The sequence below is a fragment of the Pseudomonas sp. NPDC089758 genome, from assembly GCF_044748705.1.
GTDB lineage: Bacteria > Pseudomonadota > Gammaproteobacteria > Pseudomonadales > Pseudomonadaceae > Aquipseudomonas > Aquipseudomonas putida_X.
The window spans coordinates 1-17,234 of sequence record NZ_JBIVGN010000021.1; the positions used below are offsets into that span (position 1 = coordinate 1).

A 17,234-nucleotide genomic window follows, 5' to 3' on the forward strand; every position below is an offset into this window, starting at 1 on the left:
AGGCTGTAATCGCTGTGAGCTTGAATTGCTCGGTGTACTTACCCATAGATCCCCCAAGGGTTGGATTGGTGTCCAACTTCTTGGGGGCAGTCCATCCCTGTGGGAGCCGGCTTGCCGGCGATGGGCCGCAAGGCGGCCCCAAAACCTTGGCTTACTTGCGGTCTTTCAGCTCAACGATGTCACGCTGCTGCTCGCCGGTGTACAGCTGGCGCGGGCGGCCAATCTTGTACGGGCTGGAGAGCATTTCTTTCCAGTGCGAGATCCAGCCCACGGTACGTGCCAGGGCGAAGATCACGGTGAACATGCTGGTTGGAATGCCGATCGCCTTCAGGATGATGCCCGAGTAGAAGTCCACGTTCGGGTACAGCGAGCGCTCGATGAAGTACGGATCGGTCAGGGCGATCTCTTCCAGGCGCATCGCCAATTCCAGCTGCGGGTCGTTCTTGATGCCGAGTTCGCCCAGGACTTCGTCGCAGGTTTTCTTCATCACGGTGGCGCGCGGGTCGCGGTTCTTGTAAACGCGGTGACCGAAGCCCATCAGCTTGAACGGGTCGTTCTTGTCCTTGGCCTTGGCGATGTACTTGTCGATGTTCGAGACATCGCCAATTTCATCGAGCATGGTCAGCACGGCTTCGTTCGCACCGCCGTGGGCAGGGCCCCACAGTGCAGCGATACCGGCGGCGATACAGGCGAACGGGTTGGCACCCGAAGAGCCAGCCAGGCGGACGGTGGAGGTGGAGGCGTTCTGCTCGTGATCGGCATGGAGGATGAAGATCTTGTCCATGGCCTTGGCCAGCACCGGGCTGATCGGTTTGATCTCGCACGGGGTGTTGAACATCATGTGCAGGAAGTTTTCCGCGTACGACAGGTCGTTGCGCGGGTACATCATCGGCTGGCCCATGGAGTACTTGTAAACCATCGCGGCCAGGGTCGGCATCTTGGCGACCAGGCGCACCGCGGAAATTTCGCGGTGTTGCGGGTTATTGATGTCCAGGGAGTCGTGGTAGAACGCCGACAGGGCGCCGACCACGCCGCACATCACGGCCATCGGGTGGGCGTCGCGGCGGAAACCGTTGAAGAAGGACTTCAGCTGCTCATGAACCATGGTGTGGTTCTTGACGGTGCTGACGAACTGGGCCTTCTGCTCGGCATTGGGCAGTTCGCCGTTGAGCAGCAGGTAGCAGGTTTCCAGGTAGTCCGATTGCTCGGCGAGCTGTTCGATGGGGTAGCCGCGGTGCAGCAGCACGCCCTTGTCGCCGTCGATATAGGTGATCTTCGACTCGCACGAAGCGGTCGCCATGAAACCAGGGTCGAAGGTGAAGTGACCAGTGGCCCCCAACCCGCGGACGTCGATTACATCAGGACCAACGGTGCCGGTTAAAATGGGCAGCTCGACGGGGGCAGCGCCCTCGATGACCAACTGCGCTTTTTTGTCAGCCATGTGGCCTCCTATTAATGCTTGAAATCATCAGACAGACCCCCCACGCAGGGCCCGCACCACTATAGAGAAGTAAATTCGAATGTCAATTTGCCTAAAGGCTGGTTGAAACCCGCTCTGGGGCCTGATTTTTCGCGAAATTCTCGCCCATTTACGCCTTTTGCTCGCTAAAGGCAATGCGCTATTTGGGCTACCCCGTCACGTTGTCATAAGCAGCCTAACTGTCTATACTCGGCACCCGACCGCCAGGGGCTTGCAAGCCCGAACTGCTGGGGGTCGCCGTTCCCTGGGTGGTGGGTACCTGACCAGTACACTTACCAACAACTTTGCCCTGATTCGCTAGGGGCTCTTCAGTGTGAAAAAAGCCGTGAAAAGCCAACGACCTGTAAACCTAGACCTAAGGACCATCAAGCTCCCCGTCACAGCGTACACGTCCATTCTGCACCGTATCTCCGGCGTCATCCTGTTCCTCGGCCTTGCCATCATGCTTTATGCACTGGGCAAATCGCTGGGTTCCGAGGAAGGCTTCGGTGAGGTGAAGGCGTGTCTGACCAGCCCGCTGGCCAAGTTCGTGACCTGGGGCCTGCTATCCGCCCTGCTTTATCACCTCGTGGCAGGTGTGCGTCACCTGATCATGGACATGGGCATCGGTGAGACGCTGGAAGGCGGCAAGCTGGGCTCGAAAATCGTGATCGTCATCTCCGTGGTGCTGATCGTTCTGGTGGGAGTTTGGGTATGGTAACCAATGTCACGAACCTGTCGCGTTCGGGCCTCTATGACTGGATGGCGCAGCGCGTCTCGGCGGTCGTTCTCGCGGCTTACTTTCTCTTCCTGATCGGCTACGTGGTCGCCCACCCAGGCATCGACTACACCCAGTGGCATGGTCTGTTCTCCAACAACGCGATGCGGATCTTCAGTCTGCTGGCCCTCGTTGCCCTGGGCGCTCACGCCTGGGTCGGCATGTGGACCATTGCAACCGACTACCTGACGCCAATGTCGTTCGGCAAGTCGGCAACTGCGATTCGTTTCCTGTTCCAGGCGGTATGCGGCGTTGCGATGTTCGCTTACTTCGTCTGGGGTGTGCAGATTCTCTGGGGTATCTGATCCATGGCTAGCATTCCAACCATTTCCTTCGACGCCATCATCATCGGTGGCGGCGGCGCCGGCATGCGCGCAGCGCTGCAGCTGGCCCAGGGCGGTCACAAGACTGCCGTGGTCACCAAGGTCTTCCCGACCCGTTCGCACACTGTATCCGCCCAGGGCGGCATCACCTGCGCCATCGCTTCGGCCGACCCGAACGACGATTGGCGCTGGCACATGTACGATACCGTCAAGGGTTCCGACTACATCGGTGACCAGGACGCTATCGAATACATGTGTCAGGAAGGCCCGGCTGCGGTCTTCGAGCTGGACCACATGGGCCTGCCGTTCTCGCGTACCGAAACCGGCCGTATCTACCAGCGTCCGTTCGGTGGCCAGTCCAAGGACTTCGGCAAGGGCGGCCAGGCTGCTCGTACTTGCGCAGCCTCCGACCGTACCGGTCACGCGCTGCTGCACACCCTGTACCAGGGCAACCTGAAAGCCGGTACCACCTTCCTCAACGAGTACTACGCCGTTGATCTGGTGAAAAACCAGGAAGGCGCCTTCGTCGGTGTGATCGCGATCTGCATCGAAACCGGCGAAACCATGTACATCAAGTCCAAGGCCACCGTTCTGGCCACTGGCGGTGCGGGCCGTATATACGCCTCCACCACCAACGCCCTGATCAATACCGGTGACGGTATCGGCATGGCCCTGCGTGCCGGTGTGCCGGTGCAGGACATCGAAATGTGGCAGTTCCACCCGACCGGCATCGCCGGCGCCGGTGTACTGGTCACCGAGGGTTGCCGCGGTGAGGGTGGCTACCTGATCAACGCCCACGGCGAGCGCTTCATGGAGCGTTACGCGCCGAACGCGAAAGACCTGGCCGGCCGTGACGTGGTTGCCCGTTCCATGGTCAAAGAGATCATCGCCGGCAACGGCGTGGGCCCGAACAAGGACCACGTTCTGCTGAAGCTGGATCACCTGGGCGAGGAAGTGCTGCACAGCCGCCTGCCAGGTATCTGCGAACTGTCCAAGACCTTCGCTCACGTCGACCCTGTCGTCGCGCCGGTGCCGGTCGTTCCAACCTGCCATTACATGATGGGTGGCGTTGCCACCAACATTCATGGCCAGGCCATCACCATGGACGAAGAAGGCAAGGATCACATCATTCCTGGCCTGTTCGCCGTAGGTGAAGTGGCGTGCGTATCGGTCCACGGTGCCAACCGCCTGGGCGGCAACTCGCTGCTCGACCTGGTGGTGTTCGGCCGTGCTGCCGGCCTGCACCTGGAGAAGGCGCTGAGCGACGGCATCGAGCACCTCGACGCCAGCGACACCGATATCGATGTTGCGTTGAACCGCCTGAACAAGCTCAACGAGCGCTCCACTGGCGAAGACGTTGCCAGCCTCAAGCGCGAGCTGCAGAGCTGCATGCAGAACTACTTCGGTGTGTTCCGTACCGGTGAATACATGCTCAAGGGTATCGAGCAGCTGGCCGGCCTGCGTGAGCGTATCGCCAACGTCAAGATCAACGACAAGTCCCAGGCCTTCAACACCGCGCGTATCGAAGCGCTGGAGCTGCAGAACCTGCTGGAAGTCGCCGAAGCTACCGCCATCGCGGCCGAAGCCCGTAAAGAGTCCCGCGGCGCTCACGCCCGTGAAGACTTCGAAGACCGTGACGACGAAAACTGGCTGTGCCACACCCTGTACTACCCGGGTGAGAAGCGCGTGGCCAAGCGTGGCGTCAACTTTGCGCCGAAGACTGTTCCAGCCTTCGAACCAAAAGTCCGGACTTATTGAGGGTGACTGCTATGTTGAAAGTCGAAGTTTATCGCTACAACCCGGATACCGACTCGGCACCCAAGATGGAGTCGTTCGACGTCGATACCGGCGGTAAGGACCTGATGGTGCTGGACGTGCTGGCGCTGATCAAGGAGAAGGACGAGGGCTTCTCGTACCGTCGCTCCTGCCGTGAAGGCGTTTGCGGTTCCGATGGCATGAACATGAACGGCAAGAACGGCCTGGCCTGCATCACGCCGCTGTCCGGCGTGGTCAAGGGTAACAAGCTGGTTCTGCGCCCGTTGCCTGGCCTTCCGGTCATTCGTGACCTGGTCGTCGATATGAGCATCTTCTACAAGCAGTACGAGAAGGTGAAACCGTTCCTGCAGAACGACACGCCGGCCCCGGCCATCGAGCGTCTGCAGTCGCCGGAAGATCGCGACAAGCTGGACGGGCTGTACGAGTGCATCCTGTGCGCTTGCTGCTCGACTTCCTGCCCGTCCTTCTGGTGGAACCCGGACAAGTTCCTGGGCCCCGCTGCCTTGCTGCAGGCCTATCGCTTCCTGGCCGACAGCCGTGACACCAAGACCCAGGAGCGCCTGGCGTCCCTGGATGACCCGTTCAGCGTCTTCCGCTGCCGCGGGATCATGAACTGCGTCAACGTTTGCCCGAAGGGTCTGAACCCGACCAAGGCAATCGGCCACGTACGTAACATGCTGCTGCAAAGCGGCACCTGATTCAAAGCGTTGTAACTGCAGTAAGCCGAGGTGCGGGTGGTGAGCCCGCACTGAGGTAAAACCTGAGCAAGGGCCCACAAAGCCCGCGCTCGATACCTATGAAGATATGAGACCAGCAGGGGCTTTCCGGGCTGGTACCCGGAAAATCAGCAGGATCCAAGTGGCGTGGTTCAGTCGCTGTGTTCGGACTTTTCCAGGTTTGCTGTGGCTCTCGCCGATCAGTCCCCTAACCGAGGGTGACCAAGCATGCAAGAAAGCGTGATGCAGCGCATGTGGGAAAGCGCCCACCTTTCAGGTGGTAACGCTGCATATGTGGAAGAGCTCTACGAGCTCTACCTGCACGACCCTAACGCTGTGCCAGAAGAGTGGCGCACTTACTTCCAGAAGTTGCCCGCCGACGGCAGCACCGCTACTGATGTATCGCACTCGACAATCCGCGACCATTTCGTACTGCTGGCAAAGAACCAGCGCCGCGCCCAACCGGTATCTGCCGGGAGCGTGAGCAGTGAACACGAGAAGAAGCAGGTTGAAGTTCTGCGACTGATCCAGGCCTATCGTATGCGCGGCCATCAGGCTGCCAAGCTCGACCCCTTGGGGTTGTGGCAGCGCCCTGCGCCCGTAGACCTGTCGATCAATCACTACGGCTTGACCAATGCCGATCTTGATACGACCTTCCGTGCCGGCGACCTGTACATCGGCAAAGAGGAGGCGAGCCTACGCGAGATCATCGAGGCGCTCCAGAAGACATATTGTCGCACCATTGGCGCCGAGTTCACCCATATCGTCGATTCCGAGCAGCGCAGCTGGTTCCAGCAGCGCCTGGAAAGCGTGCGCGGCCGCCCGGACTTCTCCGCCGACGTGCAGGCTCACCTGCTCGAGCGCGTGACGGCCGGTGAAGGCCTCGAAAAGTACCTGGGCACCAAGTACCCGGGCACCAAGCGCTTCGGCCTTGAGGGTGGCGAAAGCCTGATCCCGATGCTGGACGAAATGATCCAGCGTTCCGGCTCCTACGGCACCAAGGAAGTCGTGATCGGCATGGCCCACCGTGGTCGTCTGAACGTGCTGGTCAACACCTTCGGCAAGAACCCGCGCGAGCTGTTCGACGAGTTCGAAGGCAAGAAGATGAACGAGCTGGGCTCCGGTGACGTGAAGTATCACCAGGGCTTCTCCTCGAACGTGATGACCACTGGTGGCGAAGTTCACCTGGCCATGGCGTTCAACCCGTCCCACCTGGAAATCGTCTCTCCGGTGGTCGAAGGTTCGGTGCGCGCCCGTCAGGACCGCCGCAACGACACCGCCGGCGACAAGGTGCTGCCGATCTCGATCCACGGTGACGCTGCATTCGCAGGCCAGGGCGTGGTCATGGAAACCTTCCAGATGTCGCAGACCCGCGGTTTCAAGACCGGCGGTACTGTGCACATCGTGATCAACAACCAGGTTGGTTTCACCATCAGCAACCCGCTGGACGCGCGCTCCACCGAGTACGCCACCGACGTTGCCAAGATGATCCAGGCGCCGATCCTGCACGTGAACGGCGATGACCCGGAAGCGGTGGTGTTCGTCACCCAGCTGGCCATCGATTACCGCATGCAGTTCAAGCGTGATGTGGTCATCGACCTGGTCTGCTACCGCCGTCGCGGCCACAACGAGGCCGACGAGCCCAACGGTACCCAGCCGCTGATGTATCAGCAGATCAGCAAGCAGCGCACCACCCGTGAGCTGTACGCCGAGGCGCTGATCCAGGCCGGTCGCATCGATGCCGAGCGCGCCCAGGCCAAGATCGACGAGTACCGCAATGCCCTGGACAACGGCCTGCACGTGGTCAAGAGCCTGGTCAAGGAGCCGAACCGCGAGCTGTTCGTCGACTGGCGTCCGTATCTGGGCCACGCCTGGACTGCGCGTCACGACACCCGTTTCGACCTCAAGACCCTGCAGGACCTGTCGGCCAAGCTGCTCGAGCTGCCGGAAGGCTTCGTCGTCCAGCGTCAGGTGTCGAAGATCTACGAAGACCGTCAGAAGATGCAGGCCGGTGGCTTGCCGATCAACTGGGGTTATGCAGAGACCATGGCGTACGCCACCCTGCAGTTCGAAGGTCACCCGATCCGCATGACCGGCCAGGACATCGGCCGTGGCACCTTCTCGCACCGCCACGCGGTGTTGCACAACCAGAAGGACGCCAGCACTTACGTGCCGCTGCAGAACCTGTTCCCGGGCCAGCCGCGCTTCGACCTGTACGACTCCTTCCTGTCGGAAGAAGCGGTACTGGCCTTCGAATACGGCTACTCGACCACCACGCCGAATGCGCTGGTGATCTGGGAAGCCCAGTTCGGCGACTTCGCCAACGGTGCGCAGGTGGTGATCGACCAGTTCATCACCAGCGGTGAGCACAAGTGGGGCCGCCTGTGCGGTCTGACCATGCTGCTGCCGCACGGCTATGAAGGGCAGGGCCCGGAGCACTCCTCCGCGCGCCTGGAGCGTTACCTGCAGCTGTGCGCCGAGCACAACATTCAGGTCTGCGTACCGACGACTCCGGCACAGATCTACCACCTGCTGCGTCGTCAGGTCATCCGTCCGCTGCGCAAGCCGCTGATCGTGCTGACGCCCAAGTCGCTGCTGCGCCACAAGCTGGCCGTGTCGACCCTGGAGGACCTTGCAGAAGGTTCGTTCCAGACCGTGATCCCGGAAATCGACACCCTGGATCCTGCCAAGGTCGAACGCCTGGTGCTGTGTGGTGGCAAGGTCTACTACGACCTGCTGGAAAAACGCCGTGCCGAAGGCCGCGAAGACATCGCGATCGTGCGTATCGAGCAGCTGTACCCGTTCCCGGAAGACGACCTGGTCGACATCCTGGCGCCGTACACCAACCTCAAGCATGCCGTCTGGTGTCAGGAAGAGCCGATGAACCAGGGCGCCTGGTACAGCAGCCAGCACCACATGCGCCGTATCCTGGGCCGCCACAACAAGGCGCTGGTCCTGGAATACGCAGGCCGCGACGCTTCCGCCGCGCCAGCTTGTGGTTACGCTTCGAAGCACGCCGAACAGCAGGAAAAACTGCTGCAAGACGCCTTCACTGTCTAACGCCTTCGCGCACTTGAAACCGAATTTAAGGAAACACTGCTAATGGCTATCGAGATCAAAGCCCCAACCTTCCCGGAATCGGTTGCCGATGGCACCGTTGCCACCTGGCACAAGAAGCCGGGCGAAGCCGTCAAGCGTGACGAGCTGATCGTCGACATCGAGACTGACAAGGTCGTCCTGGAAGTCCTGGCTACCGCCGATGGCGTGATGGGCGACATCGTCAAGGGCGAGGGCGATACCGTCCTGTCCGACGAAGTGCTGGGTTCGATCGTGGAAGGTGGTGCTGCCGCCGCCGCACCTGCAGCCGCTCCGGCCGCTGCTGCTCCGGCTGCCGCTACCCCTGCCGCCGACGCCGGCGAAGATGACCCGGTCGCCGCTCCAGCCGCGCGCAAGCTGGCTGAAGAGAACGGCATCGACCTGGCGACCGTTGCCGGTACCGGCAAGGGTGGCCGCATCACCAAGGAAGACGTGGTTGCCGCAGTTGCCAACAAGAAGTCCGCGCCTGCCGCTGCTCCTGCTGCCAAGCCTGCCGCTGCCGCCCCGGTAGTGACCGCTGCTGGCGATCGCACCGAGAAGCGTGTGCCGATGACCCGCCTGCGTGCCAAGATCGCCGAGCGTCTGGTCGAAGCCCAGTCCAACATGGCGATGCTGACCACCTTCAACGAAGTCGACATGACCGAAGTCATGGCCCTGCGTTCGAAGTACAAGGACCTGTTCGAGAAGACCCATAACGGCGTGCGCCTGGGCTTCATGTCGTTCTTCGTCAAGGCTGCCACCGAAGCGCTGAAGCGTTTCCCGGCGGTCAATGCCTCGATCGACGGCAACGACATCGTCTACCACGGCTTCGCCGACGTCGGCGTTGCCGTCTCCAGCGACCGTGGCCTGGTAGTACCGGTACTGCGCAACGCCGAATCGATGAGCCTGGCTGAAATCGAGAACGGCATCGCCACCTTCGGCAAGAAAGCCCGTGACGGCAAACTGTCGATCGAAGAAATGACCGGCGGCACCTTCACCATCACCAACGGTGGTACTTTCGGCTCGATGATGTCGACCCCGATCGTCAACCCACCGCAGGCCGCCATTCTCGGCATGCACAACATCATCCAGCGCCCGATGGCCATCAACGGCCAAGTGGTTATCCGCCCGATGATGTACCTGGCGCTGTCGTACGATCACCGCCTGATCGACGGCAAGGAAGCGGTAACCTTCCTGGTCACCATCAAGAACCTGCTGGAAGATCCGTCCCGCCTGCTGCTGGACATCTAATCGCGCAGCTGTAAGCTGCAAGCCGCACGCTTCAAGCCGAAGCCTGCTGGTCTTGCGGCTTGCAGCTTGCCGCTTGAAGCTAAAAAGGAATCTTTTATGACCCAGAAATTCGATGTAGTGGTGATTGGTGCAGGTCCTGGCGGCTATGTGGCTGCCATCAAGGCTGCCCAACTTGGTCTGAAGACTGCCTGTATCGAGAAGTACACCGACGCCGAGGGCAAGCTGGCCCTGGGCGGCACTTGCCTGAACGTAGGCTGCATCCCCTCCAAGGCGCTGCTCGACAGCTCCTGGAAGTACAAGGAAGCCAAAGAGAGCTTCAACGTCCACGGTATCTCCACCGGCGAAGTGAAGATGGACGTCGCCGCGATGGTTGGCCGCAAGGCTGGCATCGTCAAGAACCTGACCGGTGGCGTTGCCACCCTGTTCAAGGCCAACGGCGTCACTTCGATCCAGGGCCACGGCAAACTGCTGGCTGGCAAGAAAGTCGAAGTCACCAAGGCTGACGGCACCACCGAAATCATCGAAGCCGAAAACGTGATCCTGGCCTCCGGCTCGCGTCCGATCGACATTCCGCCGGCTCCGGTCGACCAGAACGTCATCGTCGACTCCACCGGCGCCTTGGAATTCCAGTCGGTTCCCAAGCGCCTGGGCGTGATCGGTGCTGGCGTGATCGGCCTGGAACTGGGTTCGGTATGGGCTCGCCTGGGTGCTGAAGTCACCGTCCTGGAAGCCCTGGACACCTTCCTGATGGCTGCCGACACCGCAGTGTCGAAAGAAGCCCAGAAGACCCTGACCAAGCAAGGCCTGGACATCAAGCTGGGCGCTCGCGTCACCGGCTCGAAAGTCAATGGCGACGAAGTCGAAGTGACCTACACCAATGCCGATGGCGAGCAGAAGATCACCTTCGACAAGCTGATCGTCGCGGTTGGCCGTCGCCCGGTGACCACCGACCTGCTGGCCTCCGACAGCGGTGTCAACATCGACGAGCGTGGCTACATCTTCGTTGACGATCACTGCGCGACCAGCGTGCCGGGCGTCTACGCCATCGGCGACGTGGTGCGCGGCATGATGCTGGCGCACAAGGCCTCGGAAGAGGGCATCATGGTCGTCGAGCGCATCAAGGGCCACAAGGCCCAGATGAACTACGACCTGATCCCTTCGGTTATCTACACCCACCCGGAAATCGCGTGGGTCGGCAAGACCGAACAAGCCTTGAAGGCCGAGGGTGTTGAGGTTAACGTAGGCACCTTCCCGTTCGCGGCCAGCGGCCGTGCGATGGCGGCCAACGACACCGGTGGTTTCGTCAAGGTCATCGCTGATGCCAAGACCGACCGCGTTCTGGGTGTACACGTGATTGGCCCGTCGGCTGCCGAACTGGTTCAGCAGGGCGCAATCGCAATGGAATTCGGCACCAGTGCCGAGGATCTGGGCATGATGGTCTTCAGCCATCCAACCCTGTCCGAAGCGTTGCATGAAGCAGCGCTGGCAGTGAATGGCGGCGCCATTCACGTGGCCAACCGTAAGAAGCGTTAATTATAAGAAACCACGGCGGGCTGCCCGTCGTGAGTCTTGCGTGCATGACTCACCGCGGAACGTCCGCCGGACCGGATCACACGGGAAAACCCGGGGTCAACGGTCACAGGTGGTGCGGCGCCAGTAATGGCGCAGCGCCGAAGCGCAGTACCTAACGAAGACGGTAAAAAGCATGAATCTTCACGAGTATCAGGGTAAGCAGCTGTTCGCTGAGTACGGCCTGCCAGTTTCCAAGGGTTTCGCGGTCGATACCCCTGAGCAAGCTGCAGAAGCCTGCGACAAGATCGGCGGTTCCGAGTGGGTTGTCAAAGCCCAGGTCCACGCTGGTGGTCGCGGTAAGGCGGGCGGCGTCAAGCTGGTTCGCAGCAAGGAAGACGCCAAGGCGTTCGCTGCACAGTGGTTGGGCAAGAATCTGGTTACCTACCAGACCGATGCCAACGGTCAACCCGTCTCCAAGATTCTGGTCGAATCCTGCACTGACATCGCCAAAGAGCTGTACCTGGGCGCTGTAGTGGATCGTTCGAGCCGCCGTATCGTGTTCATGGCCTCCACCGAAGGTGGTGTGGACATCGAGAAAGTCGCTCACGAAACGCCTGAGAAGATCCTCAAGGCTACCATCGACCCGCTGGTCGGCGCTCAGCCGTTCCAAGGGCGTGAACTGGCATTCCAGCTGGGCCTGGAAGGCAAGCAGGTTCAACAGTTCGCCAAGATCTTCGTTGGCCTGGCCAAGCTGTTCAAGGATCACGATCTGGCCCTGCTGGAAGTGAACCCGCTGGTGATCAAAGCCGATGGCGACCTGCACTGCCTCGATGCCAAGATCAACATCGACGCCAACGCCATGTACCGTCAGCCTAAGCTGAAGACCTTCCACGACCCGTCGCAGGACGACGCCCGTGAAGCCCACGCTGCCAAGTTCGAACTGAACTACGTTGCCCTGGAAGGCAACATCGGCTGCATGGTCAACGGTGCCGGCCTGGCCATGGGTACCATGGACATCGTCAACCTGCACGGCGGCAAGCCAGCCAACTTCCTCGACGTTGGTGGCGGTGCTACCAAAGAGCGCGTTACCGAAGCGTTCAAGATCATTCTGTCCGACAGCAATGTCGCGGCCGTTCTGGTCAACATCTTCGGCGGCATCGTTCGCTGCGACATGATTGCCGAAGGCATCATCGGTGCAGTGAAAGAAGTTGGCGTTAAGGTTCCGGTCGTCGTTCGCCTTGAAGGCAACAACGCCGAACTGGGCGCAAAAGTACTGGCAGAAAGCGGTTTGAACATCATTGCGGCAACCAGCCTGACCGACGCTGCTCAACAAGTTGTCAAAGCTGCGGAGGGCAAGTAATGAGCGTCCTGATCAATAAAGACACCAAAGTCATCTGCCAGGGCTTCACCGGCTCGCAGGGTACTTTCCACTCCGAACAAGCCATCGCCTATGGCACCAAGATGGTCGGCGGCGTTACCCCGGGCAAGGGTGGCACCACCCACCTGGGCCTGCCGGTGTTCAACACCGTCAAGGAAGCCGTGGAAGCTACCGGCGCTGACGCTTCGGTGATCTACGTTCCGGCTCCGTTCTGCAAGGACTCGATCCTGGAAGCAGCTTTCGGCGGTATCAAGCTGATCGTCTGCATCACCGAAGGCATTCCTACCCTGGACATGCTCGATGCCAAGGTCAAGTGCGACGAGCTGGGCGTTACCCTGATCGGCCCTAACTGCCCAGGTGTCATCACCCCGGGCGAGTGCAAGATCGGCATCATGCCAGGCCACATCCACCTGCCAGGCAAGGTCGGTATCGTGTCGCGTTCCGGCACCCTGACCTACGAAGCGGTCAAGCAGACCACCGACGCCGGTTTCGGCCAGTCGACCTGCGTGGGTATCGGCGGCGACCCGATCCCAGGCTCGAACTTCATCGACATCCTGAAGCTGTTCCAGGAAGACCCGAAGACCGAAGCGATCGTCATGATCGGTGAGATCGGCGGTTCGGCTGAAGAAGAGGCCGCGGCTTACATCAAGGCCAATGTCACCAAGCCTGTCGTTTCCTACATCGCTGGTGTTACTGCACCTGCGGGCAAGCGTATGGGCCACGCTGGCGCCATCATTTCCGGCGGCAAGGGTACTGCGGACGAGAAGTTCGCCGCCCTGCAGGACGCTGGTGTGAAGACCGTGCGTTCCCTGGCTGACATCGGCAAGGCCCTGGCCGAGCTGACTGGCTGGGAAGCCAAGAAGTAAGTAGCACCCGCTTTACGTAGTACCCCCCACGCGCACAAAGGCCACCTTCGGGTGGCCTTTGTCGTTTTGTGGTCGGTTAACGCCACCCAAAGGTTCGGAAAATTCGACAGAGCTCATCAGGTTTTTCAACCAGACATTCGCTCGAATCAGCAATAAATTGTCGTTGAACACGGTCAACCAGACGACAAACATGTACGCACATCGGACAGGCAGCACTGTTCCAGTGCGTTTGCCGGGTAAAACGGTTAATCTACGCGTTCACTCTGTGCCCGTACCCCAAAAGGGAACGACACGCTAAACGGGTCTGGCCCATCAAGCCGGGCAGCATTTCCCTCACCCATGGGGAAATCCCTTCTCGAATCCCGATTTCAGCAGTGTGGTACTACCCTAAATGAAAGTTTTAAAAGGCCAGGATATCCTGGCGCTTGGCTTTATGACGTTTGCCCTTTTTGTGGGCGCTGGCAATATCATTTTCCCGCCCATCGTTGGCCTGCAGTCCGGGCCGCATGTCTGGATGGCCGCCCTGGGCTTTCTGGTAACGGCGGTGGGCCTGCCGGTCATCACCGTGGTCGCACTGGCCAAGGTCGGTGGGGGCATGGATGCACTCAGCAGCCCGATCGGCAAGTTCTTCGGTGGCTTGTTGGCGGCGGTGTGCTACCTGTCGGTCGGCCCGCTGTTCGCCACCCCGCGCACGGCGACCGTGTCGTTCGAAGTGGGGGTTGCACCGCTCACCGGCGAAAGCCCGCTGGCGTTGTTCATCTACAGCCTGGTGTACTTCATCGTGGTACTGGCGGTGTCCATGTACCCGGGCAAGTTGCTCGATACCGTGGGCCGTTTCCTCGCGCCACTGAAGATCATCGCCCTGGCGGTCCTTGGCATCGCTGCGTTCGCGCTGCCGGCTGGCACCATTGGTGAAGCGCAGCCCGCCTATGCCGCCGCGGCCTTCTCCAAAGGCTTCTCCGATGGCTACCTGACCATGGACACCTTGGGTGCGCTGGTCTTCGGCATCGTGATCGTCAATGCCATCCGTTCGCGGGGCGTCGAATCGCCGAAGCTGATCACCCGCTATGCCATCATCGCTGGCCTGATTGCCGGTGTAGGCCTGGCGCTGGTGTACATCAGCCTGTTCCGTCTGGGGGCCAGCAGCCATGACATCGCGGCTGGCGCCACCAACGGTGCAGCGGTATTGCACGCCTACGTACAGCACACCTTCGGTTCGCTGGGCAGCGGCTTCCTGGCGGTGCTGATCGCGCTGGCCTGCCTGGTGACTGCGGTAGGCCTGACCTGCGCATGCGCCGAGTACTTCAGCCAGATCCTGCCGCTGTCGTACCGTGCGCTGGTGGTGATCCTGGCGGGCTTCTCGCTGCTGATCTCCAACCTGGGCCTGACCAAGCTGATCATGTTCTCGATCCCGGTGCTGACCGCCATCTACCCGCCGTGCATCGTGGTGGTGGGGCTGAGCTTCGTCAATGACCTGTGGAATTCGCCTACGCGCATCCTCGCGCCAGTCATGCTGGTGTCGCTGTTGTTCGGCATGGTTGACGCGATCAAGGGCAGCAGCATTGCCCACGTGTTGCCGGACTTCATGGCGCACCTGCCGCTGAGCGATCAGGGCCTGGCCTGGCTCGTGCCGTCGGTGGTGACACTGGTTGCTGCCGTGGCGTGCGACCGCATGCTTGGCAAGCCGCGTGAAGCGCTGGCCTGACAGGTTGACGCCTGCCGTTGGCACCGGCCACAAGCCGTAGGGTGCCCGCGCTGGCTGTACACCGAACCCCGCATCCCTGAGGATGCGGGGTTTTTTATTGTGCGGATGTGGCTTTGCGTGCTCGCAGGCGTCGAACAGCGGTGCCTATCCTTGTGCCCTGGCCTTCAGGAAAACTGCATGAATTTCATCCAAAGCAATCTTCACAACGTGTTGGCCCTGTGCTGGTTCGCGCTTTGCTGGGGCGGCTATACCCGCTATGCCATCTGGAAGGGCCGCGACACCGCCTGCCTGGCCAGTGTCCTGCATTTGTATCGGGAAGACTGGATGCGCCGCATGCTGCTGCGCGACAACCGCATCGCCGATGCCAGTGTCATCGGCAATCTGGAGCGCAACGCGTCGTTCTTCGCCTCCAGCACCCTGATCATTCTGGCCGGTATCCTGACCGTTCTTGGGGCTACTGACCGCGCCCTGTCGCTGCTGGCCGACCTGCCACTCGTACAACAGGCCTCGCAAGGCATGTCGGAAATCAAGCTGCTTTGCCTGGCGATGGTGTTCGTCTATGCGTTTTTCACGTTCAGCTGGTGCATGCGCCAATACAACTTTGCCGCAGTGCTGGTGGGGTCTGCGCCCATGATAGGCGAGCGGCTGGTCAGTGAGCTTGAGCGCAAGGCTTTCGCTTCGCGGGCGGCGAGGGTGTTGTCGCTGGCGGCCAACCAGTTCAACTTTGGCTTGCGCGCTTATTACTTCGGCATGGCCATGCTCACTTGGTTCATCAGCCCCGGGTTGTTCATGGTCGTCAGTGTTGGGGTGGTAGTGATCCTTTATCGCCGGGAGTTCCACTCCGATGTGCTGGAAGTGATGGTTTTCACACCGACGGAAAGTGCGCCTACCGAGACCAGCAAAGAAGGCGTCAACACAAACGCCTGAAACGTTTAATCCCTACATGACAGGCACAAAAAAACCCGACATTGTCGGGTTTTTTTGTGCCTCGCTATTACTGCTTGGCAGGCTCAGCGGGTGCGGTAGCCGGAGTGGCCGGCGCGGCCTCTTCAGCAGCTTTCTGCTCGGCTTCAGCCTGATCTTTGGCAGCTTCGGCGTTTTCCTCGGCGGCGTCGTTCATTTTATCCTGAGCTTCGCCCATTTTTTCCTGGGCCTGCTCGGCATGTTCCTGTGCGTCTTGGGCTTTGTCTTCGCTCGCTTTATCGCAAGCAGCCAGGCCCATGGCAGCAGCCAGCATCAGAGCAAAAGCAAATGGTTTACGCATTGGGTGTTTCTCCTTGGTGGAATAAGTGACTTGTTCCTTCGAGTTCGGCCGTGCGGCAATAGTTCCGTATCGTTTACAGATATATAACACTGCAGTGCGCATAGACTTTTTATCACACTTATGCAGATGTAACTGGCGCCAGCGGCCGTGAAGTGAAGTGGAGTGTACCGATGACCGATTCAAGCTTGATGGCCATGGCCGAGCGATTCTTGTCGGCACTGAAACATTGCCAAATGTTACAAATGCGCGTGGAACAGGCGGACACCGATGGCATGACGCTGATCTTGCCCTGGTCACCGGCCATCGTCGGTAACCCGCAGACCGGCGCAGTGCATGGTGGCGCCCTGACCACGCTGATGGACACCACCTGCGGGATGGCCACGCTTTGCGTGCTGCCAAGCTTTGAGGTATGTCCAACCCTGGACCTTCGCATCGACTACATGCATCCGGCAGACGCAGGCAAGCCCATCTATGGTCATGCCCAGTGCTATCGGGTCACCCGGGACGTGATCTTCACCCGAGGCATGGCCTATCAGGACGACCCCGCCCAGCCGATATGCCAGGTTGTCGGCACCTTCATGCGCCTGGGGCAGGAGGTCAAAGGTGGCATCCGCTTCGGCAAGGCACTGAAGGAGGGCAGGGCATGATTCCCCAAGACGTACGTCGCCAGCTCAACGCGGCCCATGCCGTGGGCGATTACCAGCCATTGCTGGCGTTGATACCTTATGCCGGCCTGATCGGCATCACCTGCGAGCGCCAGGGCGATGATTTGCTGTTCTGCCTGCCGGCCAACCCCGACAACATCGGCAACCCTTTGCTGCCGGCCATCCATGGGGGTGTGATCGCTGGCTTCATGGAGCTTTCTGCCGCCTTGTATCTGCTGATCTACAGCGAGAGCGCCAGCATTCCCAAGATCATCGATTTCTCCATCGACTACCTGCGCGCCGGGCATTTTCGCGACACCTATGCGCAGTGCCAGTTGTGGCGCCAAGGTCGGCGGGTGACCAATGTGGCGATCACGGCCTGGCAGGGCGATCGACAAGCCCCGATCGCCACTGCCCGCGCGCATTTCAAGATTGAGCCGGAAAAGCCCTTGAAATCGTCAGGGCTGCCCCCATCTGCATGACATCC

The 17,234-nt window shown here is 60.5% G+C and carries 15 protein-coding genes; 13 read left to right on the forward strand and 2 right to left on the reverse strand.

The annotated features are described in order from the left end of the window. Positions 1-151 precede the first annotated feature (151 nt). On the reverse strand, positions 152-1,441 hold the full coding sequence (gene gltA, locus ACIPZH_RS22835; protein WP_241807051.1) for a citrate synthase: 1,290 nt from the start codon (positions 1,439-1,441) through the stop codon (positions 152-154). Positions 1,442-1,793: 352 nt separating this feature from the next. Here gltA and sdhC point away from each other — a divergent pair, with 352 nt between their 5' ends. The 11 genes from sdhC to ACIPZH_RS22890 all read left to right on the forward strand — a co-directional run bounded on the left by sdhC (position 1,794) and on the right by ACIPZH_RS22890 (position 15,766). Beyond that, positions 1,794-2,180 carry a succinate dehydrogenase, cytochrome b556 subunit gene (sdhC, locus tag ACIPZH_RS22840; protein ID WP_012315350.1) on the forward strand — a complete coding sequence of 129 codons (387 nt, stop codon included), beginning with the start codon at positions 1,794-1,796 and terminating at the stop codon, positions 2,178-2,180. After that, positions 2,174-2,542 carry a succinate dehydrogenase, hydrophobic membrane anchor protein gene (gene sdhD, locus ACIPZH_RS22845; protein ID WP_003254214.1) on the forward strand — a complete coding sequence of 123 codons (369 nt, stop codon included), beginning with the start codon at positions 2,174-2,176 and terminating at the stop codon, positions 2,540-2,542. Before sdhC ends, sdhD begins: the two co-directional genes overlap by 7 nt. Positions 2,543-2,545: 3 nt before the next feature. Next, positions 2,546-4,318, forward strand: coding sequence for a succinate dehydrogenase flavoprotein subunit (gene sdhA / locus ACIPZH_RS22850; RefSeq protein WP_241807050.1), 1,773 nt, complete (start codon positions 2,546-2,548; stop codon positions 4,316-4,318). Positions 4,319-4,329: 11 nt separating this feature from the next. After that, positions 4,330-5,034 carry a succinate dehydrogenase iron-sulfur subunit gene (locus ACIPZH_RS22855; protein WP_012315348.1) on the forward strand — a complete coding sequence of 235 codons (705 nt, stop codon included), beginning with the start codon at positions 4,330-4,332 and terminating at the stop codon, positions 5,032-5,034. Positions 5,035-5,280: 246 nt separating this feature from the next. Beyond that, positions 5,281-8,112, forward strand: a complete 2,832-nt coding sequence (locus ACIPZH_RS22860) for a 2-oxoglutarate dehydrogenase E1 component (RefSeq protein ID WP_241807049.1) — start codon at positions 5,281-5,283, stop codon at positions 8,110-8,112. A gap of 42 nt (positions 8,113-8,154) precedes the next feature. Beyond that, a complete protein-coding gene (gene odhB, locus ACIPZH_RS22865) occupies positions 8,155-9,378 on the forward strand; it encodes a 2-oxoglutarate dehydrogenase complex dihydrolipoyllysine-residue succinyltransferase (RefSeq protein WP_400637953.1) in 1,224 nt (407 codons plus the stop codon). Between the two features lie 96 nt (positions 9,379-9,474). Then, positions 9,475-10,911, forward strand: coding sequence for a dihydrolipoyl dehydrogenase (gene lpdA, locus ACIPZH_RS22870; RefSeq protein WP_241807047.1), 1,437 nt, complete (start codon positions 9,475-9,477; stop codon positions 10,909-10,911). Between the two features lie 172 nt (positions 10,912-11,083). Further along, a complete protein-coding gene (gene sucC, locus ACIPZH_RS22875; RefSeq protein ID WP_011534748.1) occupies positions 11,084-12,250 on the forward strand; it encodes an ADP-forming succinate--CoA ligase subunit beta in 1,167 nt (388 codons plus the stop codon). Then, positions 12,250-13,134 carry a succinate--CoA ligase subunit alpha gene (gene sucD / locus ACIPZH_RS22880; RefSeq protein WP_016393102.1) on the forward strand — a complete coding sequence of 295 codons (885 nt, stop codon included), beginning with the start codon at positions 12,250-12,252 and terminating at the stop codon, positions 13,132-13,134. Before sucC ends, sucD begins: the two co-directional genes overlap by 1 nt. 391 nt (positions 13,135-13,525) lie before the next feature. After that, positions 13,526-14,839, forward strand: coding sequence for a branched-chain amino acid transport system II carrier protein (brnQ, locus tag ACIPZH_RS22885; protein ID WP_267817429.1), 1,314 nt, complete (start codon positions 13,526-13,528; stop codon positions 14,837-14,839). A gap of 177 nt (positions 14,840-15,016) precedes the next feature. Next, positions 15,017-15,766, forward strand: a complete 750-nt coding sequence (locus tag ACIPZH_RS22890) for a DUF599 domain-containing protein (RefSeq protein ID WP_241807045.1) — start codon at positions 15,017-15,019, stop codon at positions 15,764-15,766. A 67-nt stretch (positions 15,767-15,833) separates the two neighbouring features. Here the strand turns inward: ACIPZH_RS22890 and ACIPZH_RS22895 are convergent, their stop codons facing one another. Next, on the reverse strand, positions 15,834-16,103 hold the full coding sequence (locus ACIPZH_RS22895) for a hypothetical protein (RefSeq protein WP_012315342.1): 270 nt from the start codon (positions 16,101-16,103) through the stop codon (positions 15,834-15,836). A 170-nt stretch (positions 16,104-16,273) separates the two neighbouring features. Between ACIPZH_RS22895 and ACIPZH_RS22900 the strand changes: the two genes are divergently transcribed. Together ACIPZH_RS22900 and ACIPZH_RS22905 are read left to right on the forward strand one after the other, a co-directional pair. Beyond that, on the forward strand, positions 16,274-16,750 hold the full coding sequence (locus ACIPZH_RS22900; protein WP_400637955.1) for a PaaI family thioesterase: 477 nt from the start codon (positions 16,274-16,276) through the stop codon (positions 16,748-16,750). Beyond that, positions 16,747-17,229 carry a PaaI family thioesterase gene (locus tag ACIPZH_RS22905; protein ID WP_400628370.1) on the forward strand — a complete coding sequence of 161 codons (483 nt, stop codon included), beginning with the start codon at positions 16,747-16,749 and terminating at the stop codon, positions 17,227-17,229. Before ACIPZH_RS22900 ends, ACIPZH_RS22905 begins: the two co-directional genes overlap by 4 nt. Positions 17,230-17,234: the final 5 nt, after the last annotated feature.